General features: G+C 67.6%; 20 protein-coding genes. 12 read left to right on the forward strand and 8 right to left on the reverse strand.

The genetic code is table 11. The annotated features are described in order from the left end of the window. The first annotated feature begins 74 nt into the window (after positions 1-74). Positions 75-755 (forward strand): Fe2+-dependent dioxygenase, encoded by a 681-nt coding sequence (locus A4F85_RS17770; RefSeq protein WP_063327323.1) that lies wholly within the window; start codon positions 75-77, stop codon positions 753-755. A 14-nt stretch (positions 756-769) separates the two neighbouring features. Here the strand turns inward: A4F85_RS17770 and A4F85_RS17775 are convergent, their stop codons facing one another. Then, the gene (locus A4F85_RS17775; protein WP_063327324.1) at positions 770-1,333 is read right to left on the reverse strand and encodes a DUF4124 domain-containing protein; all 564 of its coding nucleotides are present in this window, start codon (positions 1,331-1,333) and stop codon (positions 770-772) included. A 107-nt stretch (positions 1,334-1,440) separates the two neighbouring features. Further along, a complete protein-coding gene (locus A4F85_RS17780) occupies positions 1,441-3,420 on the reverse strand; it encodes a lytic transglycosylase domain-containing protein (RefSeq protein WP_063327325.1) in 1,980 nt (659 codons plus the stop codon). Between the two features lie 15 nt (positions 3,421-3,435). On the opposite strand from A4F85_RS17780, the gene A4F85_RS17785 reads away from it, so the two are divergent. Continuing rightward, positions 3,436-4,008: a 5-formyltetrahydrofolate cyclo-ligase gene (locus tag A4F85_RS17785; RefSeq protein ID WP_012203191.1), complete on the forward strand. Its 573-nt coding sequence runs from the start codon at positions 3,436-3,438 to the stop codon at positions 4,006-4,008. 141 nt (positions 4,009-4,149) lie between these two features. Here the strand turns inward: A4F85_RS17785 and queC are convergent, their stop codons facing one another. Next, positions 4,150-4,899 carry a 7-cyano-7-deazaguanine synthase QueC gene (gene queC, locus A4F85_RS17790; RefSeq protein WP_185070625.1) on the reverse strand — a complete coding sequence of 250 codons (750 nt, stop codon included), beginning with the start codon at positions 4,897-4,899 and terminating at the stop codon, positions 4,150-4,152. 97 nt (positions 4,900-4,996) lie between these two features. On the opposite strand from queC, the gene A4F85_RS17795 reads away from it, so the two are divergent. Then, positions 4,997-5,686: a glutathione S-transferase family protein gene (locus A4F85_RS17795; protein ID WP_013804272.1), complete on the forward strand. Its 690-nt coding sequence runs from the start codon at positions 4,997-4,999 to the stop codon at positions 5,684-5,686. Positions 5,687-5,718: 32 nt separating this feature from the next. Here the strand turns inward: A4F85_RS17795 and A4F85_RS17800 are convergent, their stop codons facing one another. Then, positions 5,719-7,260, reverse strand: coding sequence for a M20/M25/M40 family metallo-hydrolase (locus A4F85_RS17800; RefSeq protein ID WP_063327327.1), 1,542 nt, complete (start codon positions 7,258-7,260; stop codon positions 5,719-5,721). Positions 7,261-7,354: 94 nt separating this feature from the next. Between A4F85_RS17800 and A4F85_RS17805 the strand changes: the two genes are divergently transcribed. After that, the gene (locus A4F85_RS17805) at positions 7,355-8,608 is read left to right on the forward strand and encodes a multifunctional CCA addition/repair protein (RefSeq protein ID WP_063327328.1); all 1,254 of its coding nucleotides are present in this window, start codon (positions 7,355-7,357) and stop codon (positions 8,606-8,608) included. A 25-nt stretch (positions 8,609-8,633) separates the two neighbouring features. Here A4F85_RS17805 and A4F85_RS17810 read toward each other — a convergent pair whose 3' ends face one another. Then, positions 8,634-10,586, reverse strand: coding sequence for a sensor histidine kinase (locus A4F85_RS17810; RefSeq protein WP_063327329.1), 1,953 nt, complete (start codon positions 10,584-10,586; stop codon positions 8,634-8,636). A gap of 70 nt (positions 10,587-10,656) precedes the next feature. On the opposite strand from A4F85_RS17810, the gene A4F85_RS17815 reads away from it, so the two are divergent. Then, positions 10,657-11,340 carry a response regulator transcription factor gene (locus tag A4F85_RS17815; protein WP_012203185.1) on the forward strand — a complete coding sequence of 228 codons (684 nt, stop codon included), beginning with the start codon at positions 10,657-10,659 and terminating at the stop codon, positions 11,338-11,340. Positions 11,341-11,383: 43 nt separating this feature from the next. On the opposite strand, the gene trxC is transcribed toward A4F85_RS17815, so the two are convergent. After that, positions 11,384-11,818 carry a thioredoxin TrxC gene (trxC, locus tag A4F85_RS17820; RefSeq protein WP_063327330.1) on the reverse strand — a complete coding sequence of 145 codons (435 nt, stop codon included), beginning with the start codon at positions 11,816-11,818 and terminating at the stop codon, positions 11,384-11,386. A gap of 74 nt (positions 11,819-11,892) precedes the next feature. Next, positions 11,893-12,087 carry a DUF2905 domain-containing protein gene (locus tag A4F85_RS17825; protein ID WP_012203183.1) on the reverse strand — a complete coding sequence of 65 codons (195 nt, stop codon included), beginning with the start codon at positions 12,085-12,087 and terminating at the stop codon, positions 11,893-11,895. Between the two features lie 145 nt (positions 12,088-12,232). Between A4F85_RS17825 and A4F85_RS17830 the strand changes: the two genes are divergently transcribed. Continuing rightward, positions 12,233-13,129 carry a hypothetical protein gene (locus A4F85_RS17830; RefSeq protein ID WP_063328016.1) on the forward strand — a complete coding sequence of 299 codons (897 nt, stop codon included), beginning with the start codon at positions 12,233-12,235 and terminating at the stop codon, positions 13,127-13,129. Positions 13,130-13,155: 26 nt separating this feature from the next. Here A4F85_RS17830 and A4F85_RS17835 read toward each other — a convergent pair whose 3' ends face one another. Next, the gene (locus A4F85_RS17835) at positions 13,156-14,169 is read right to left on the reverse strand and encodes a class I SAM-dependent methyltransferase (RefSeq protein ID WP_012203181.1); all 1,014 of its coding nucleotides are present in this window, start codon (positions 14,167-14,169) and stop codon (positions 13,156-13,158) included. A gap of 116 nt (positions 14,170-14,285) precedes the next feature. Between A4F85_RS17835 and A4F85_RS17840 the strand changes: the two genes are divergently transcribed. The 6 genes from A4F85_RS17840 (at position 14,286) to A4F85_RS17865 (ending at position 18,070) form a co-directional block, all read left to right on the forward strand. Next, positions 14,286-15,071 (forward strand): SDR family oxidoreductase, encoded by a 786-nt coding sequence (locus A4F85_RS17840; RefSeq protein WP_063327331.1) that lies wholly within the window; start codon positions 14,286-14,288, stop codon positions 15,069-15,071. Between the two features lie 42 nt (positions 15,072-15,113). After that, positions 15,114-15,485: a dihydroneopterin aldolase gene (locus A4F85_RS17845; RefSeq protein WP_013804281.1), complete on the forward strand. Its 372-nt coding sequence runs from the start codon at positions 15,114-15,116 to the stop codon at positions 15,483-15,485. Further along, positions 15,479-16,471 carry a tRNA 2-thiocytidine(32) synthetase TtcA gene (ttcA, locus tag A4F85_RS17850; RefSeq protein WP_043825704.1) on the forward strand — a complete coding sequence of 331 codons (993 nt, stop codon included), beginning with the start codon at positions 15,479-15,481 and terminating at the stop codon, positions 16,469-16,471. Before A4F85_RS17845 ends, ttcA begins: the two co-directional genes overlap by 7 nt. 77 nt (positions 16,472-16,548) lie before the next feature. Beyond that, on the forward strand, positions 16,549-17,244 hold the full coding sequence (locus A4F85_RS17855; RefSeq protein ID WP_063327332.1) for a DUF4136 domain-containing protein: 696 nt from the start codon (positions 16,549-16,551) through the stop codon (positions 17,242-17,244). Positions 17,245-17,390: 146 nt separating this feature from the next. Further along, positions 17,391-17,750: a type II toxin-antitoxin system RelE/ParE family toxin gene (locus A4F85_RS17860; protein ID WP_063327333.1), complete on the forward strand. Its 360-nt coding sequence runs from the start codon at positions 17,391-17,393 to the stop codon at positions 17,748-17,750. Further along, the gene (locus A4F85_RS17865; RefSeq protein ID WP_012203174.1) at positions 17,747-18,070 is read left to right on the forward strand and encodes a helix-turn-helix domain-containing transcriptional regulator; all 324 of its coding nucleotides are present in this window, start codon (positions 17,747-17,749) and stop codon (positions 18,068-18,070) included. The genes A4F85_RS17860 and A4F85_RS17865 overlap by 4 nt, the downstream gene beginning before the upstream one ends. The last annotated feature ends 8 nt before the right edge of the window (positions 18,071-18,078 follow it).

Here is an 18,078-nt window from a genome sequence, read left to right on the forward strand (position 1 = left end):
CGCGCAGAGCGCCGACAATCTCTGTACCGCCCCGGCCCCGCCGGGGCTTTTTCCATGCGAGGAGGACCCGCACCATGATGCTGCACATTCCCGACGTGCTCACGCGCCAGCAGGTCACTGCCATCCGCACAGCCATCGACGCCGCCGACTGGGTGGATGGCCGTGCCACGGCAGGCAGCCAGGGCGGCCGGGTCAAGCGCAACCGCCAGTTGCCCGAAGACTCGCCCGTGGCACTGGAGCAGGGCCGCATCATCGAGCAGGCGCTGGCGGCCAATGCGCTGTACTTCAGTGCCGCCCTGCCCGCACGCACCATGTCGCCGCTGTTCAACCGCTATGCGGACAGTGAAACCTATGGCCTGCACGTGGACGGTGCGGCGCGGCGCCTGTCAGGCGCGCAGCAGTGGATGCGCACCGATGTGTCCTGCACCCTCTTCCTCTGCGATCCCGAGGACTACGACGGCGGCGAGCTGGTCGTGGTGGACACCTACGGCACGCACGAGGTCAAGCTGCCGGCCGGCGACCTGATCCTCTATCCCTCCACCAGCCTGCACCGCGTGGAGCCCGTCACCCGGGGCGAGCGCGTGTGCGCCTTCTTCTGGGCACAGAGCATGGTGCGCGACGACACACGCCGGGCCATGCTGTTCGAGATGGACCAGACCATCCAGCGCCTGCGCGAAAAACTGGGCGAGACCGACGAAACCCTCAGCCTCGCGGGCCAATATCACAACCTGCTGCGCATGTGGGCGGAGACCTGAGGAATCGGATCGCTTCAGGGCTTGTGCTTTTCCGCGCAGCCGATCAGGTGGTTGTAGCTGTTGGACATGCACTGGTACATGGCCTTGGAGCGGCCCGTGGCGGCCTGGCAGTCGGCCACCGTGGCATGGGTGCGCGCCTCGCGAAACTTGCCGGCGGTTGCATCGAACTGCGCCTGGGTGATGTAGCCGCCCTTGACGTTCTTCTGCCCGTTCTCGACCATGGTGTCCACTTGGCTGCGGATGTTGTCCACGGCGGCGGTGCAGTTCAGCGGCACCCCCTTCGAATCGACCTTGCTCAGGCCCTTGGCCACGCCGTCCGCCATCTCGCGCACCTGCTTGGGCAGCTTCTTCGTGCCGTCGGGGTTGCGCTCCTCGCCAAACCGGCCCGAGCCTGCGCCCGAGCTGCCATTGGGCGATACCTTGATCTGGCCGGCATCGGCCTGGTCGGTGGGCAGCTGCGATCCGTAATGCGTGCGCCCTTCCGCGTCCACCCATTTGTAGACCGGCTGCGACGCCGCCGTGCACGCCCATGCAAGACCCAGCGCGGCCCAGGCCGCGCGGCTCCATGTTGTTGTCATTGTTGAAACCCCTGCGGTATCCGGGCCGCGGCATGCGGCCCGCCTGTCGGTAACCAAGTGTAGCAACGCCAGATGACGCTGCACCCCGCAGGAATGTCAAGTGCGGCTCAGGGCAGGTCCTTGCTGGGGTCGGGCGTGGCTGCATCGCGGGGGCCGATGGTGCCCAGGCGGCTCTTGAGCGACTGGGGCTGGCCCGTGATGAGCGCCGCGTAGTTGGTGGTGTTGGACAGCACCTTCTTCACGTAGTCGCGCGTCTCGGTGAAGGGCACGTTCTCGGCCCAGATGGCGGCGTCGAGCACCGGGCCGTTGCGCCAGTTGCGCGGGCGGCCGGGACCGGCGTTGTAGCCGGCCGCAGCCAGCGCCATGGAACCGTCGAAATCGTCCAGCGCCAGCTTCAGATAGGCGGTGCCGATGGTGATGTTCACCTCGCGGTCATTGATCATGGACGGGGAAAAGTCCGTCATGCCGATCTTGCGCGCCGTCCAGCGGGCCGTGGCCGGCATGACCTGCATCAGGCCCGAGGCGCCCACGCCCGAGCGGGCATCCATGATGAAGCGGCTTTCCTGGCGGATCAGGCCATAGACGTAGGCCGGGTCCAGGCCGATGGAGCGCGAGCGCGCCAGCACCGTGTCGTGGAAGGGCATGGGAAAGCGCTGGCTCCAGTCGGCAAAGCTGCGGGTGCGCTCGCTGGTGTTGATGCAGCGGTCCCAGACCTGCTGCTGGCAGGCCAGGTCGGCGGCGGCCAGCAGTTCGCGGTCGCTCATGCCGCCGGCCTGGTGCAGGTTGGTGGCGTAGTTCCATTCGCGCACGCCTTCGCTGCGCAGGCCGTTCTGGATGGCGTAGAGACCGCGCACCAGGCTGGGATTGGCGCGGGCGGCAGCCTTTTCGGGCGCCGTGGGCGGCGCCGGCTGGGGGGGCGCCGTCACGCGCTGGCCGATGTCCTCCAGCGCCAATTGCTCGTAGAAACTGCCGGGGCCGGCCATGTCCTCCAGCAGTTGGCGCGCCTCGGAGCGTTCCTGCTCGCTCGGTCGGCCGGACAGCAGGGCGCGCGCCTTCCAGTAGGTCCATGTGTGTTCGGTGCGCTCGGGACCCATGGCGTCGATGGCGCGGCGCACCGTGCGCCAGTCGCCGGCGCGCAGCGCGGCGCGCACCTTCCAGCCCAGCAGTTCATCGCTGAGGTCGCCGTCCTTGCGCACCTTGCCGAAATAGGTCGCCGCCTCGGGCTGCAGCTTGAGTGCGGCCTGCTTGCCGATCACGCCCCAGGCCCAGTTGTTCTCCTCGGCCGTCAGCCGGGCACCCCAGCCGCCTTCCAGCTGGGTGGCCGCCGCCGCCGGGTCGCTGGAGGCCATGCGGATCAACGCCAGCAGCGCCAGCTCCTTGGGCACGGCACCGCGCACGCGCGTCTGCCCGGCCAGGTACTTGGCGGGCGAGGCAAAGACCTGTGCCACCTGGGGCAAGGCCTCGGGAGCGACGATGGCCACGGCATCGCGCGTGGCCTTCTGGCGATTGGCCTCGGCCGCCTGGCGCGCCTTGCGCCAGACTTCGGGTTCGCTGATCTGCTTGGCCGCGTACAGCTCGCCGGCGGCGTAGGTGCAGCCGTCGTCGGCGTCGCGCTGGGCCCACCACAGGTCGCGCACCTGCTGGCCCAGGTTGGCAGCAGGCTGGCCCTTGATGCTGTCGATCAGCAGGGCGTAGCAGCTCACGGAGCGGTCATCGCGCATGCGAAACGCACCATGCACCTGGTCGAACATGCCCCAGTCGCGGCGCTGCCCCAGCAGCAGCAGCCAGTCGTTGCGCAGCCGGTCTTCCTGGTAGGTGCCGGGCCAGCGCTTGAAAAACCCCAGAATCTCATCGGCACTGGCTTCATCCAGCCGGGCCTTGAGTTCCCAGTACGCGGCCCAAGGTTCGAGCACATGGCCACGCGCAGAAGGCAGCAGCTGCGTGAGCTTGGCCTTGTCGCCTTTGCGGAAGGCCTGCTGCATTTCCAGCAAGACATCGTCGCCACGGTTTTGCGCCAGCGCAGGCGTGGCTGCGGTGGTCCAGAGGGAAGCCGCCAAAAGCGGTGTCAAAATCTTCAGCCAGTGCATGGAGGAAATTATCTGATGGACAAAGCAGCCCTGCGCCGCAGCTTGATAGACCAGCGCCTCAATCTTCCTGACCGACTGCAGCGCGCCGACGCGCTGCAACAGGTCATGCGCTTTTGGCTGATACAGCGGCCCGACACCGTGATCGGCGCCTATTGGCCGATCAAGGGAGAGTTCGATCCGCTGCCCGCGCTTCACCGCTGGAAGGAAGATGGCGAGCTACAGGGTACCCCACAAAGGCGCCGAATCGGACTGCCGGTGATTGACAAGCAGCGTAAGACACTCAGCTTTCACGCCTGGTACCCGGGCTGTCCCATGGAAGAGGATGCCTACGGCATTCCCAAGCCCAAGGACACCGAAACCCTGACCCCCACCCTGCTGTTCGTGCCCTGCGTGGGCTACGCGGCCGGCGGCTACCGCCTGGGCTATGGCGGGGGTTTCTACGACCGCACCCTGGCCGAACTGCAGCCCAAGCCCTTCACCGTGGGCCTGGGCTACGGCTGCGGCTATGTGGACGAGTTCGAGCCCGAGCCGCATGACCTGCCGCTGGATGCCATCTTGAACGACCACGGAGTCGTCTGGCCGGTGTAGAACAAGCACCCCCTGAGGCGCTGCGCGCCTTCCCCCTCTCTGCCCGCTTCGCGGGGGAGGGGGACGACACCCTCACTGCGGGGCGGCCCTTGCTCGGTGTCCCTCGCTTTTGGCCGCGCCGGTTTTTAGCGCTGTGCTTCTTTAGTTTGCTGTCTCGCGCTGCGCCTGCCATTGATGCCAGCCGCGGGCTCGCAGGTCGCAGGCGGGGCAGGTGCCGCAGCCGTAGCCCCAGTCGTGCAGCGTCTCGCGCGTACCCTGGTAGCAGGTGTGGGTGTCGCGCTGGATGAGGTCCACCAGGGTGTCGCCACCCAGGTCGTGGGCCATTTGCCAGGTTTGGGCCTTGTCTATCCACATCAGGGGCGTTTCGATGCGCAGGCGCCGCTCCAGGCCCAGGTTCAGGGCGAGCTGCATGGCCTTCATGGTGTCGTCTCGGCAGTCGGGGTAGCCGGAGTAGTCGGTCTCGCAGACGCCGGTGACGATCACCGACAGACCGCGCCGGTAGGCCAGCGCGCCGGCCAGGGTCAGGAACAGCAGGTTGCGGCCGGGCACGAAGGTGTTGGGCAGGCCGTCGGCCTGCATGGAGAAGGCCACGTCCTCGGTCAGGGAGGAGCCGCCGATCTGTTGCAGCACGTCCAGCGAGAGGACATGGTCATCGCCCAGGCGCGGTGCCCATTGGGGAAAGTCCCTGGACAGCCGCTCGCGCACCTGCTGGCGCACCTGCATTTCCACGCTGTGGCGCTGGCCGTAGTCAAAACCGAGGGTCTCGACGCGCTCGTACAGGGACAGCGCCTGCGCCAGGCAGGTGGTCGAATCCTGGCCGCCGGAAAACAGGACCAGCGCAGCCGTGTGGCGCGCCGCTGGCGCCTGGGGAGAAGAGCTATCGTTTTGCATGGCACGCATTAGAGCGCGTCCAGGCAGCGCCCGGCTCCTACATGGGTTTTCCTGCCATGCTTGCTAAGCTGTAGGGCCTATCGCGGAGGTTGCGGCCATGCTCACGCTCTATATCGGCAACAAGAATTATTCGTCCTGGTCCATGCGCCCCTGGGTGCTGATGCGCCAGGCCGGCATTGCTTTCGAAGAGGTCATGCTGCGCTTTGACAGCTTCGACGAGCAGTCCGCCTTCAAGCAGCGCGCCCGCGCGCTCTCGCCCTCGGGCCGCGTGCCCGTGCTCATGGATGAAGGCATGGCCATCTGGGACAGCCTGGCCATCTGCGAGTACCTGGCCGAGAAATTCCCTGAAAAGCACCTGTGGCCCACGCTGGCGCTGAACCGCGCCCGCGCGCGCAGCCTCTGCGCCGAGATGCACAGTGGCTTCGGCGCCCTGCGCTCGCTGTGCCCGATGAACATCGAGGCCCAGCTGCCCGAGGTCGGCGCGCGGCTATGGGCAGAGAACGTCGCACTGCGCGACGATGTGCAGCACCTGTCCGAACTGTGGCAACCGCTGCTGTCCACGGCCAGCGGCCCCATGCTGTACGACCAGTTCAGCATCGTCGATGCCTTCTTCGCCCCCGTGTGCATGCGCCTGGCGACCTATGAGCTGCCCGTGGCACCGGCCATCGACGCCTATGTGCGCCGCGTGCGCGCCCTGCCGGGCGTGCAGGACTGGGTGCAGGGCGCACTGGCCGAGCATGATTTCCGGCCGTTCGAGGAGCCGTACCGCACGGCTGCAGCGGGCTGAGTGCCTCCTGCCTGCTGCCAGTCTGCCGCCTGTCAGAACGGCTCGGCCAGCAGATGCACCAGGCTGTGCACGCCATCGAAGTAGTTGCCCAGGCGCATGTTCTCGTCAAAGCTGTGCTGGTTGTTGTCGGCATTGACCAGGGGCACGATGACGAAGGGAATCTTCAGCGCCTTCACGGCCGCGCCCGTGGGCACGGTGCCGCCCATCATGCGGATCTGCACCGGGTCGCTGTCCCAGGCCTTGTTCATGCCCTTGCGCAGCCACTGGCCGACAGGGGCGTCCAGCGGTGTGCGAACGGCAGAGCCGGAGGCTGATACACCGCCCAGCTTGAGGGTGGCGAGCCTGGGGTGGCTGGCACGCTGCTCGGCCGTGGGCGGGCCATCGACCAGATGGAAGCCCTGGGCCTCGATATGGGTGCGCAACAGTTTCTCCAGCCGCTCGGGAGGCGTCTCGGGCACGGTGCGCATGTCGATCTCGGCCACGGCCACGGAGGGCACGACGGTGCGCGCCTTGCTGCCCACCTCGGCGCTTTGCAGGCCGCGCACGTTCAGCGAGGGGTACTGCATGGACTCCTGGTAGTTGCGTCCCACGGTCTCGGCCTTTGCAATGCCCAGGCGCTTGCGCAGCGCAGCCTCGTCGTCGGGCACGGCCTGCATCACCTCGCGTGCCTGCGCATCGAACTCGATGCCGTCGTAGTAGCCCTGGATCAGCACCTTGCCGTCATCGCCCTTCATGCTGGCCAGCAGGCGCGCCAGGGTCTGGGCCGGATTGGCCGCGTAGTTGCCGTAGTGGCCGCTATGCAGTTCCTGGCTGGCGCCATAGACAGTGAGCGTGGCCTGGGCAATGCCCCGGTTGCCGAACACCAGGGTGGGCCGGTTGCTGGCGTGCATGGGACCGTCGAGCACCACCATGGCGTCGGACTTCAGCGCAGCCAGGTTCTCGCCGATCACGCGGCCCAGCGTGGGAGAGCCCTTTTCCTCTTCGGAATCCAGCAGCACCTTGATGTCCACGCCCGGCTGCTTGCCCTGGGCCTTGAGCGCATCCAGCGCCGCCAGCAGCATGACGATGGGCGCCTTGTCGTCCGAGGACGAGCGCGCAAACAGGCGCCACTGCGGATCGGGCTGCTCGCCGTACAGCTGCTCCAGCGGCAGCGCGGCCCAGCGGCCGTCCGGCTGGCGCTGCTTGAGCGTGGCCTGCCAGGGGCTGGCCTGCTGCCACTCCTCGGGCTTGACGGCCTGACCGTCCAGGTGGGCGTAGAACAGCACGGTCTTGCGCCCGGGCCCAGCCGACGGCAACGTGGCCATCAGCATGGGCTTGTCGCCATTGGCCAGTTGCCGCACCTCGAAGCCCCGCCGCTCGAAGGCCTTGGCAAACCAGGCCACGTTCTTCTGGATATCGGCGGGCACATTGGCGTCGTTGGGCAGGGCCAGCACCTCGACCCATTCATGCAGGCTGGCACGGGCCGCCTGCCGGGTGGTGTCGGCCAGCGGTGCGGCGCTGGCTGCGGACAGCAGGCCGGCAGCCGCCAGGCCCAGGATCAGGGCGGGAACACGCGGTCGAAAGGACCAAGCCATGGTTTTGTCTCCAAATGGAAAATGGGCATGCGGCGCCACTCGGCGCCCGGTGCAGCCCGCCATCATGTCACCGCGCAGGCCGTACCATTGCGGGATGAGCGAATTTCAGCTGTACATGGTGGGCGGCGCGGTGCGCGACCGCCTTCTGGGGCGGGCCGTGCATGACCGCGATTGGGTCGTGGTCGGCGCCACGCCCGAGCAGATGGCCGAGCGCGGCTTCATGCCCGTGGGGCGGGACTTCCCCGTCTTCCTGCACCCCGAAACCCACGAGGAGTACGCCCTGGCGCGCACCGAGCGCAAGAGCGGGCCGGGCTACCGCGGCTTCGTCGTCCAGGCGGCGCCCGACGTCACGCTGGAGCAGGACCTGGCCCGGCGCGACCTGACCATCAACGCCATGGCCGCCCCGCCGGACTGGGATGGCAAAGGCGCCATCGACGATCCCTACGGCGGCCAGGCCGACCTGCAGGCCCGGGTGCTGCGCCATGTGACCGATGCCTTTCGCGAAGACCCGGTGCGCATCCTGCGCGTGGCGCGCTTTGCGGCACGGTTCCACGAATTCACGGTGGCACCGGAAACCATGGCCCTGATGCAAGAGATGGTGGCCGCCGGTGAGGTGGATGCCCTGGTGCCCGAACGCGTCTGGCAGGAGATCAGCCGGGGCCTGATGGAGCGCCAGCCCTCGCGCATGTTCGAGCTGCTGCGCGAATGCGGTGCGCTGGCCGTGCTGCTGCCCGAGCTGGAGCGCCTGTGGGGGGTGCCCCAGCGCGCCGAATACCACCCCGAGGTCGATACCGGCGTGCACGCCATGATGGTGCTGGACATGGCCGCGCAGCTGGACACCCCGCTGCCCGTGCGCTACGCCTGCCTGGTGCACGACCTGGGCAAGGGCACGACCCCGGCCGATGTGCTGCCGCGCCACATAGGACACGAGCACCGCAGCGCCCGCCTGGCCGAAAAGGTGGGCGAGCGGCTGCGCGTGCCCACCGACTGCCGCGAACTGGGCGACGTGGTGGCGCGCGAGCACGGCAACATCCACCGCAGCGGCGAGCTCAACGGCGCCGCCATCGTGCGCCTGCTGGAGCGCTGCGACGCCATCCGCAAGCCCGCGCGCTTCGAACAGGCCCTTGCGGCCTGTGAATGCGACGCGCGGGGGCGCCTGGGTTTCGAGGACCGGCCCTACCCCCAGCGCGCCCGCCTGCGCGATGCGCTGGCTGCCGCGCTGTCCATCTCCACCTCGGACATCGCGGCCCAGGCCGCCGCGCGCGGCAAACAGGGCAAGGCCATAGGCGAGGCCGTGCAGGCGGCACGCGCGCAGGCCGTGGCCGATTGGCTGGCGCAGGCGGCCTGAGCGCAAAGGCCGCCACACACGGGAATCAGGCTCGCGCCACGGGCAGGACCAGTCGCAGGCACACGGGCTGCTCGCCTCCTGCCGTCAACAAGGCCACGCTGCCGCCCAGCCGCTCGGCGATGCGCCGCACCAGGTACAGCCCCAGCCCGGCGCCGGGCCGGTGCTGGGCGTTGCGGCCACGGTAATACCTTTCGAACAACTGGTCCTGGTCCGACTGGGCAATGGGCTCTGCCGGGTTCGAGACCTGGATCTCCAGACCCTCGCCCTGCCTCGTCACGTCCAGGCGGACCGATTCGCCTTCGGGCGTGTGGCGGTCTGCATTGGCCAGCAGATTGCGCAGCGCGATGCGCAGCAGGCCGGCATCGGTGATCAGTTGCTGCGTGCCCCCGCCCAGGTGGCAGACGATGCGGCCGGGCGCAAAGTCCAGGCACAAGCCATCCACCAGCGCATGCAGGTCGCAGGGCTGCAGGCGTGGCTCGGCATGGGGCTGGGGGTCGGCCATGCGGTCGTCGGCCAGGCAGTCGTCCACCAGGGCCAGCAGGCGATGGGCGGCTTCGCGGATGTTGCGGCTGCGTGCCAGCGTCTTGTCGGGCGGTGCCGCCAGATTGCGCGCCAGTTGCTGCGCACTGGTCAGGATGATGGCCAGCGGTGTGCGCAGTTCGTGCGAGACCATGGCGACAAAGTCGCGCTGCTCCTGGCGGACCCTGCGCTCCAGCACCAGCGCCTCGCTGAGTTCACTCTCGCGTAACTGGCGCTGCACAAGCTCGGCCTCCAGCAGCACCTGCTCCCGCTCCCGAACGCGGCGCCTGTGCTCGTATCCGCCGATGATCCAGCCGCTGAGCAGCAGCATGTGCGCCATGGTGCCCAGCGCGGACGCATGCGTGGACACCAGCGCAGTCAGCGCATTCATGGGCAGCCAGCCCAGGTTGCGCAGAAAGGAGATCAGCACGCCGGCATAGAAGATGCCGAACGCCAGCATGAAGAACCGCGCCGGGGCATGGCCGCGCCGCCACAGCCAAAGGGCGAACGCGAGAAAGCCCAGGGTCAGCGGCAGGGTCATGGCCTGCACCGGGACCATGCCCGCCGAGTAGTGCCCCGACACCACCAGCAGCATGCAGCACAGGCTGAACAGCCACAGCAGCGGCACGATCTGGCGCACCAGCCGCGGATACAGCGACGCCAGGTCCAGCTGCCTGCAGGCCAGTTGTATGGAGATCGCCAGGGCGGCGGCAATGCCGCATCCCAGCAGACGGTCGCTCCAGAACCCGGGCAGGCCCGTCAGCTGCTGCACCAGCCCCAGCGATACCACCTCATTGAGCACGCAGACGCTGAGATAGGCCAGGAACAGGCCGCTCAAGGGGGCCCGCGTGCCCAGCCAGAACACCAGCTGCACGCCGATCAACAGCAGGTACAGCCCGAAATACAGGCCGAACGACAGGGCCTCGCGCCGCGTGTGGTTGTCGAACGCCAGTCGCTGCCACAGATCGATGCGGGTGACGAGCGCGTTGCGCGCGCGCAGGCGCACCAGCAACTCGTAAGACCCGGCGACGGGGGGCTCGAACTGGAATGCCGGACTGCGGTAGTCCACCGGCCAGGCGTGGCGCGGCACTTCTTCGCCGCTGCGCCCCAGCAGCTGCCAGGGGCCACCGGATCTGCGCACGTGGACCTCCACCTCGTCCAGCAGGGCATTGCCCAGCAGCAGCATCCAGCTGCCGGGCTGCTCCACCTGCAGCGGCATGCGCAGCCAGACCGCTGCCTGCGTGAAGCTGGCGTTCAGGTGACCGGGCAGCGGCTGCCATCCAGGGGCCGCGTCGGCCTGCCCGGCGTCGAGCAGGCCAGCGGCGTCATCGAGCCGCTGCCACTGACCGGCGGTCTCCAGCATGGGCACATCGGGGTTCAGCAGGAGCGCCTGGGCCTGGGTCAGCAGCGGACACAGCAGCCAGGCCAGCAGCAGGAGGGTTGCACGGTAATATCGCATCGGAGGTCCACCACAGGGCCGCCAGCGTACACCAGCCTCCCGGCCTCGCCGCTCCGCCCCCTTCCTCCCCATGCTTGATGTGATCCTGCTCGAAGACGAGCCCGTGCTGCGCCATGAACTGGGTGAATTCCTGGAGGGCCTGGGCTACGCGCCGCAATGCGTTGCCAGCCTGCAGGAGTTCGACCGCCACTTCGACGCCCGGCGCCACCGCCTGGCCATCATCGACATCGGCCTGCCCGATGGCAGCGGCCTGGCCCTGATCCAGCGCCTGCGCCAGCAGGGCCAGCAACTGGGCATCATCGTGTTCAGCGCGCACAACACCAGCGCCAACCGCATCGACGGCCTGGAAAACGGAGCCGACCATTACCTGGGCAAAGGCTGTGATCTGGACGAGCTGGAGGCCACGCTGGCCGCGCTGGTGCGCCGCCTGGGCCTGCAGCAGCGCCAGGCGCGCTGGCTGTTGCAGCTGGGTCCGAGCCGCCTGCTGCCCCCATCGGCCCCGCCGGTCGCGCTCTCCCAGCAGGACCTGCTGGTGCTGCAGTGCCTCATGGGCCAGGCAGGCACCGAGGTAAGCCGCCGAAAGATCGTGCAGGCCCTGGGCGGCGACTACCTGGTCTACGACCAGCGCCGCCTGGACACCCAGATGCGCCGGCTGCGCCGCAAGGTGGAGGAGGCCAGCGGCCAGCAACTACCCGTCAAGACGCTGCGCAACAGCGGCTATTGCTTCTACCAGCCGGGCGAAGTGCAGGCCTGAGGACGGGCCTGAAGGCGCCCGGCCTTGGGGACCCGCAGAGAAATCAGACGACCGAACGCACCCAGCGCACGATCTCGCCGGCCGGCAAAGCGCCGGAGACACGGGCGATCTCGCGCCCTTCCTTGAACACCACCATGGTCGGGATGCTGCGGATGTTGTAGGGCGCAGCGGCCTGGGGATGGGCTTCGGTATCGAGCTTGGCCAGCTGCACGCCGGGCGCCAGCGCCTGCGCCGCCTGCTCGAAGGCCGGCGCCATCATGCGGCAGGGGCCGCACCAGGGCGCCCAGAAGTCCACCACCACCGGCGCCTGGCTGCGCCCCACATGCTTGGCAAAGCTCTGCGCATCCAGCGCCACGGGCTGGCCGGTGACCAGCGGCTGGTGGCAGCTGCCGCAGTCAGGCGCGCTGCCGAGCTGGTCGGCCGCAATGCGGTTGGTGGTGTGGCAATGGGGGCAGACGAAATGCAGCTTGTCGGACATGGGCGGCCTCTTGTTCGGAAGTCATGGGGCAATGCCTGCATATACGGGCGGCGCGCCCGTGCTTCAAGCCATGCTCAGACCAGCTTGGCGATCAGGGCGGCAATCACGCTGAGCAACACGGTGCTGGCAATGGGCAGAAAAATCACGCGGCCGAACAGGCGAAAGCGGAAGTCGCCCGGCAGGCGGCCCAGGCCTATGCGCTCCAGCCAGGCGTGCAGGCCATTGAACAGCAGCAGGGCCAGGAAGATGACGAGGAGCCAGCGGATCATGGCGCCGAGTGTACGGCGGCGGCGCGTCATGGGCGGGACACATGGGCGTCCTACATTGGGAAAGTCCCGTGGCGGGAGGCTTCGGGACCATTCGCGACACGCCCCCTTCTTCCATGGCTCCATGCCGCAACAAGACAACCCCACCATGCAACACACATCCAGGCGCCTTCTTCTCGCCATCCTGCCTGCCGCTCTGCTGGCGGCCTGCGCCAGCGCTCCGGCCCCCACCACGGCAGCCGCAGCGTCGGGCGCCATCGACAACAGCGCCCTGCAGCGCAGCGATTTCCGCACCCATCAGGCCACCTATGGCCTGGTATATCGCCTGCCGGCCGATGCCACGGCCATCATGGACAGCCAGGTCACGCCCGTGGTGCACGAGCAGTTGCTGCGCCTGAAGCTGGTGGCCGAGGCCAACACCTTCAACCTGCCCCATGTCACCGTGGTGCATATCCACAGCGCCGACCCGTCCACGCCGCGCAAGATGCTGGCCGCCCTGCCGGCATTGCCGCCCGTGCTGCAGGACGTGCACCTGAAGAATTTCTACACCACCGAGGCCGCCAAGGGCGCCGGCAAGCCGTGGTGGCTGGACCTGGGCATCGTCAAGTCCGGCCCGGCCTACGAGGCCATGATGGACTTCAACACCCGCGCCACCACCGCCATGGCACCGCTGCGCGACGGCCCGCTGCCGCGCGTGACGGGGCCCGTCTATGCCCGCATGAACGATTCGGCCAAGACCATGGTGCAAAGCGTGGGCGTCAGCGGCATCAACCAGGTGCAGGCCGGCAAGGAGGTGCGCAGCCACAACCCGCACAACACCCTGGTCTACAGCGAAGCCACCTTCACGCCCGAGATCGAGCGCGCCATGGGCGAGACCGCCGCGCGCCTGAACCGCATCCTGCCCGGCGGCTTCACGACCACGTTCGAGAACCTGTCCATCGTGGAGCTGGGTTTCTCGGGCAACGTCACGCGCGAGATCTACCGCATCAACCTCAAGGACCAGACGGCCTACGAGGTGAGCAACGGCCGCAGCGTCCAGCGCTGAGACCGGGGCGGAGCTCTGGCCGGCGGCTACAGGCGGTGCGTGCGGTCGCCGCGCACAAAGCCCATGGCGTCCCAGGGCTCCACGCCCTTGGCCAGGCCGATGACCTTGAACAGCTCGCCCATCTCGTGCTCCATCATCAGCTTGGTGGCCATGGCGCGCGGGCCCTGGGCCAGGGCGTCGAGCTTGGGTCCCAGGCCGCAGTTGATGAGGAAGTGGGCCTGCGAGGTATAGCCCAGCACCTCGAAGCCCGCCTCCTGCGCGGCCACGGCCGTGCCCGTGAAGTTCACGTGGGCCGTGATGTCCTTGAGGCCGACCTCGGCCAGCGGGTCGTCGTCCACCTTGTGCAGGCGGTGGCACACCAGGGTGCCCATGTGGCGCTGCGGATGGAAGTACTCGGACTCGCCGAAGCCGTAGTCGATGAAGAAGGCAGCGCCCCGCGCCATGCGCTCGCCCAGCGTGCGGATGAAGGCCTCTCCCTGCAGATGGATCTCGGTCAGGTAGTCGTGCTCGCCCTCGATCTCCATGGGCGGGCGCAGCTGCGTGGGCCGGTCTTCCCAGCCCAGGCTGCCGTCCGGCTGCAGCACCACCCCGCGCTCGTGCCAGACACCTGCCTTGCGCACCAGCAACTGCACGGGCATGGCATCCAGCACCTCGTTGCCGATGACCACGCCTTCGAGCCGCTCGGGCAGGGCATCGGCCCAGTGCACCAGTCCTTCGTACTTCACCAGCCTGAGCTGCTGGCGCGCACGCAGCGTACCCGACAGATCGACGATGGTGTAGCGGTCCGGCCGCACGCCCAGGGCGGCCAGCTCGTCCAGCACCTGCAGTGCGAGCGCGCCCGTGCCGGCACCAAATTCCCAGACTTCGCGGGTGTGCGTGCGCTGCAGCGCCTCGGCCACCTGGGCGGCCAGCAACTGGCCGAAGACCGGAGACATCTCGGGCGCGGTCACGAAATCGCTGCCCGACGATGGCATCAGCCCGAACTTGGCGGTGTCATTGGCGTAGTAGCCCAGGCCCGGCTCGTACAGTGCCAGGGCCATGAAACGGTCGAAAGCCAGCCAGCCTCCAGAGGACGCAATCTCTTGCGCAACACGGGATTGCAGGGCGGCCGTTAAAATTGAGGGTTCTGTCGTCACGATCCGTACATTGTCCTCGAATGTCCACACCTGCCCGAACACGCACCGTTTTGGTGACCGGCGCGGCCCGCCGCCTGGGGCGCGACATCGCGCTCGCGCTTGCCAGCGCCGGCTGGCAAGTGGCCGTGCACTACCGCGACTCGCACGACGAGGCGCTGGAGACGGCCGCCGCCTGCGCTGAACTGGCCGGCGACAGCGCCGCCCTGGATGCCGATTTCTTCAACGAGGATTCGGTGCGCTCCCTGGTGCCGCGCGCCGTGGCGCACTTCGGCCACCTGGATGCCGTGGTCAACAACGCCTCGCTGTTCGAGCATGACGATGCAGGCAGCTTCAGCTACGTGGCCCTGGAAGCCCACCTGCGCAGCAACACCGGCGCGCCCATCCTGCTGGCCCAGGCGCTGCATGCCCATATCGAGGACCGCGTGGCGTCCGGCGAGGAGCATGCCAGCGGTGCCGTGATCAACATGCTGGACCAGAAGCTCTGGAACCAGAACCCCGATTTCCTCAGCTACACGCTGTCCAAGGCGGCTCTCGAGGCCGCCGGCACCATGCTGGCGCTGGCACTGGCCCCGCGCGTGCGCGTCGTCGGCGTGGCCCCGGGCCTGACGCTGACCAGCCACATGCTGAGCCAGGAGCGCTTCGAGTCGCTGCACCGCCTCAGCCCGCTGGGCCGCTCGTCCAGCGCGGCCGACGTGGCAGCCACCGTGTGCTTTGCGCTGGACAACCAGTCCATCACCGGCACCACCTTGCTGGTCGATGGCGGCCAGCACCTGCAGCGCTTCGAGCGCGACTTTTCCATGATGTAGGCGCCTGCGCGCGCCACCCCAAACACTCCACGGCTTTTCCCCATGCACTCCGCCACCGGACAACAGATCCTGACGCTCACGGGTTTGCGCTTCGACGCCAACCTGGGCATCCTCGCCCACGAAAAACAGATGCCCCAGCCCATCCAGGTCGATGCCGAGCTGAGCCTGGGCACCCAACCGCTGGCGCCGCGCGACGACGACATCCTGCATGTGCTGGACTACCGCAAGGTGCGCCAGATCATCATCGATGAATGCACGGCCGAGCATGTGAACCTGCTGGAGAGCCTGATCGGCAAGCTGGCCCAGCGCCTGATGCAGCTGCCCGGCGTGCTGGGCGTGCGCGTGAAAATCGCCAAGCTGGAAATCTTTGAAGACTGCGAAGTGGCCATTCGCATAGAAACCGGACAATGGTGAACCCCATGAATGCAGTGACCGACAACCCCTGGCTGGCCGAAGAAGCCGCCCCCGAAACCGCCGCCGCCGATGCGGATGCCCAAGCCAATACCGCGAACGGCAACCGCATCAAGATCGAGCGCGAACAGGTCAAGCTGGAAAAGCGCCTGTGCCGCGAGGTGGGCCGCGCCATCACCGACTTCAACATGATCGAGGAAGGCGACAAGATCATGGTCTGCATGTCGGGCGGCAAGGACAGCTACACGATGCTGGACGTGCTGCGCAAGCTGCAAAAGCGCGCGCCCGTGAAGTTCGAGCTGGTGGCTGTGAACCTCGACCAGAAGCAGCCCGGTTTTCCCGACCATGTGCTGCCCGAGTACTTCAAGAGCATCGGCGTGGACTACCACATCGAAACGCAGGACACCTACAGCGTGGTCAAGCGCGTCGTGCCCGAGGGCAAGACCACCTGCGGCCTGTGCTCGCGCCTGCGCCGCGCCATCCTGTACAAGGTGGCCGACGAGCTGGGCTGCACCAAGGTGGCCCTGGGCCATCACCGCGACGACATCGTGCAGACGCTGATGCTCAACATGTTCTACGGCGGCCGCATGAAGGGCATGCCCCCGAAGCTGGTCTCGGACGACGGCAAGCATGTGGTGATCCGTCCGCTGTGCTACGTGCCCGAGAAGGACACCGTCCGCTGGGCCCAGTACCAGAACTTCCCCATCATCCCCTGCAACCTCTGCGGCAGCCAGGACGGCCTGCAGCGCGTGGCCGTGGGCGAGCTGCTGCGCGAGTGGGACAAGAAATTCCCGGGCCGCGTGGAAAGCATGTTCCGCGCCATGGGCCACATCGTGACCACGCACATGATGGACCCCGAGCTGCACGACTTCAAGAACGCCAAGGCCACCGGCATTGCCGACCCCAACGGCGACATGGCCTTCGACCATGAAGAGATGCCCGTCTCCGCATCACTGCCCGGCCTGCAGGTGGTACAACTGTCGTCCTGACGGCTGAACCTATAACAATCGCCCCACTCCAACCAAGGCCCGTGCAAACGGGCCTTTTTTCGACCAAGGAGTACACCATGAAGCTGCGCTGCATCCATGTCCTGGCCATCGTGGCCACGGCCTTGCTCACGGGCTGCGCCAGCGTGCGCGAAGTCCAGAGCACCGTCCAGAGCTATTCCACGCTGGGCGCCCTGCCCGCGCCGCCCACCTACCGCCTGGAAGTGCTGCCATCGCAACGCGAGGCGCAGACGCATTTCGCGGCCATCGAGTCCCAGGCCCAGCAGGCCCTGGGCCGCGTGGGCCTGCAGCGCGACGACTCCCGGGCCAGCCTGATCGTGCAGATCGGTGCCGACGCACGCTATGCGCGCGACTACGCCGCCTGGCCCTACTACGACCGCTGGGGCGGCCCGCGCTGGGGTTGGGGCGTGGGCTACGGGCGCGGCTGGGGCATGGGCTTTGGCGGCAGCTTCATGTTCGACGGCCCGCCGCTGGAGTACTACCGCGCCGTCAGCATCGTGATGCGCAACGCCACCACGCAGCAGATCGTCTACGAGACCTCGGCCCAGCGCCAGGATGTGTGGACCGACGATCCGGCCATCTTCGGCATCCTGTTCGACGCCGCCCTGACCGGCTTCCCCAACCCGCCCAAGGGCTCTCGCGTGGTGCGCACCACCATCGGACCGGTGCAGCAGGGTGGCGCGCCGGCGCAGCCGCCGGCCCAGGCGGCACCTGCGGCGCAGGCAGCACCGGCCACGTCAGCACCCGCCCGGTAAGCCATCGTGTCTCAGAAGCAAAGGCCTGCATCCGCAGGCCTTTTTTGGGTCCATCGCTGTCATTCGTTCCTGGGAACATGAGAACGCTGTAGGTCATGTGGACAGCGCTTTGCAGAGTTGGTAACTCATAAGTTACCATCCAGTCCATGCGAATCCAGCTCCAGGAGTACATCCGCGAAGACGGCAGCAGCGCGTACCAGACATGGTTCAACGGGCTGGATGGCCAGGCGGCCGCCAGGGTGGCCGTCGCCATGGCCCGCATGGAGTTGGGCAACACCTCCAATATCGAATGGTTCCGGGGTATTGGCGAATACAAGATCGACTGGGGCCCGGGCTACCGCATCTATCTCGCCAAGGACGGGGAAAGATTGATCATCCTGTTCGGGGGCAGCACGAAAAAGGGCCAGCAGAAGGCCATCGACGAAGCCGTGGCCCTGCACAGCGAATACAAGGCTCGCAAGAGGCAACGCCCCTCGGACAATGCCAAAAAAGGAACGAAGGCATGACGCTCACCCGCGATTTCAAACAAACGGTCATTCAGCGCATTGAGCGCGACCCTGCTTTCGCACAGGCGCTGCTTGATGAGGCGGCCACTCTTTTTCTGAGTGGTGAGCCAGAAACGGCACGCCTCGTCCTGCGCGATCTCGTCAACGCAACGGTGGGATTCGAGACGCTGGCCGACCTCACGCACAAGCCGAGCAAGAGCCTGCACCGCATGCTCTCGCCGAAAGGCAACCCCAGCATGGACAATCTTGCCGCGATCTTTGCCGCCATCAAGAACTGGCTTCAGGTCCGGTTCGACGTGCGGGTCGTTGCCGCGACCTGAACGCCAGG

It is taken from the genome of Delftia sp. GW456-R20, assembly GCF_001622915.1.
In the GTDB taxonomy this organism is placed as follows: Bacteria; Pseudomonadota; Gammaproteobacteria; order Burkholderiales; family Burkholderiaceae_C; genus Comamonas; species Comamonas acidovorans.

Bases quoted from the DNA above. Each gene is read 5' to 3' on its own strand.
- A4F85_RS17770 (WP_063327323.1), top strand. From the start codon at position 75: ATGATGCTGCACATTCCCGACGTGCTCACGCGCCAGCAGGTCACTGCC.
- A4F85_RS17775 (WP_063327324.1), bottom strand. From the start codon at position 1,333: ATGACAACAACATGGAGCCGCGCGGCCTGGGCCGCGCTGGGTCTTGCA.
- A4F85_RS17780 (WP_063327325.1), bottom strand. From the start codon at position 3,420: ATGCACTGGCTGAAGATTTTGACACCGCTTTTGGCGGCTTCCCTCTGG.
- A4F85_RS17785 (WP_012203191.1), top strand. From the start codon at position 3,436: ATGGACAAAGCAGCCCTGCGCCGCAGCTTGATAGACCAGCGCCTCAAT.
- queC (WP_185070625.1), bottom strand. From the start codon at position 4,899: ATGCAAAACGATAGCTCTTCTCCCCAGGCGCCAGCGGCGCGCCACACG.
- A4F85_RS17795 (WP_013804272.1), top strand. From the start codon at position 4,997: ATGCTCACGCTCTATATCGGCAACAAGAATTATTCGTCCTGGTCCATG.
- A4F85_RS17800 (WP_063327327.1), bottom strand. From the start codon at position 7,260: ATGGCTTGGTCCTTTCGACCGCGTGTTCCCGCCCTGATCCTGGGCCTG.
- A4F85_RS17805 (WP_063327328.1), top strand. From the start codon at position 7,355: ATGAGCGAATTTCAGCTGTACATGGTGGGCGGCGCGGTGCGCGACCGC.
- A4F85_RS17810 (WP_063327329.1), bottom strand. From the start codon at position 10,586: ATGCGATATTACCGTGCAACCCTCCTGCTGCTGGCCTGGCTGCTGTGT.
- A4F85_RS17815 (WP_012203185.1), top strand. From the start codon at position 10,657: ATGCTTGATGTGATCCTGCTCGAAGACGAGCCCGTGCTGCGCCATGAA.
- trxC (WP_063327330.1), bottom strand. From the start codon at position 11,818: ATGTCCGACAAGCTGCATTTCGTCTGCCCCCATTGCCACACCACCAAC.
- A4F85_RS17825 (WP_012203183.1), bottom strand. From the start codon at position 12,087: ATGATCCGCTGGCTCCTCGTCATCTTCCTGGCCCTGCTGCTGTTCAAT.
- A4F85_RS17830 (WP_063328016.1), top strand. From the start codon at position 12,233: ATGCAACACACATCCAGGCGCCTTCTTCTCGCCATCCTGCCTGCCGCT.
- A4F85_RS17835 (WP_012203181.1), bottom strand. From the start codon at position 14,169: ATGGCCCTGGCACTGTACGAGCCGGGCCTGGGCTACTACGCCAATGAC.
- A4F85_RS17840 (WP_063327331.1), top strand. From the start codon at position 14,286: ATGTCCACACCTGCCCGAACACGCACCGTTTTGGTGACCGGCGCGGCC.
- A4F85_RS17845 (WP_013804281.1), top strand. From the start codon at position 15,114: ATGCACTCCGCCACCGGACAACAGATCCTGACGCTCACGGGTTTGCGC.
- ttcA (WP_043825704.1), top strand. From the start codon at position 15,479: ATGGTGAACCCCATGAATGCAGTGACCGACAACCCCTGGCTGGCCGAA.
- A4F85_RS17855 (WP_063327332.1), top strand. From the start codon at position 16,549: ATGAAGCTGCGCTGCATCCATGTCCTGGCCATCGTGGCCACGGCCTTG.
- A4F85_RS17860 (WP_063327333.1), top strand. From the start codon at position 17,391: ATGCGAATCCAGCTCCAGGAGTACATCCGCGAAGACGGCAGCAGCGCG.
- A4F85_RS17865 (WP_012203174.1), top strand. From the start codon at position 17,747: ATGACGCTCACCCGCGATTTCAAACAAACGGTCATTCAGCGCATTGAG.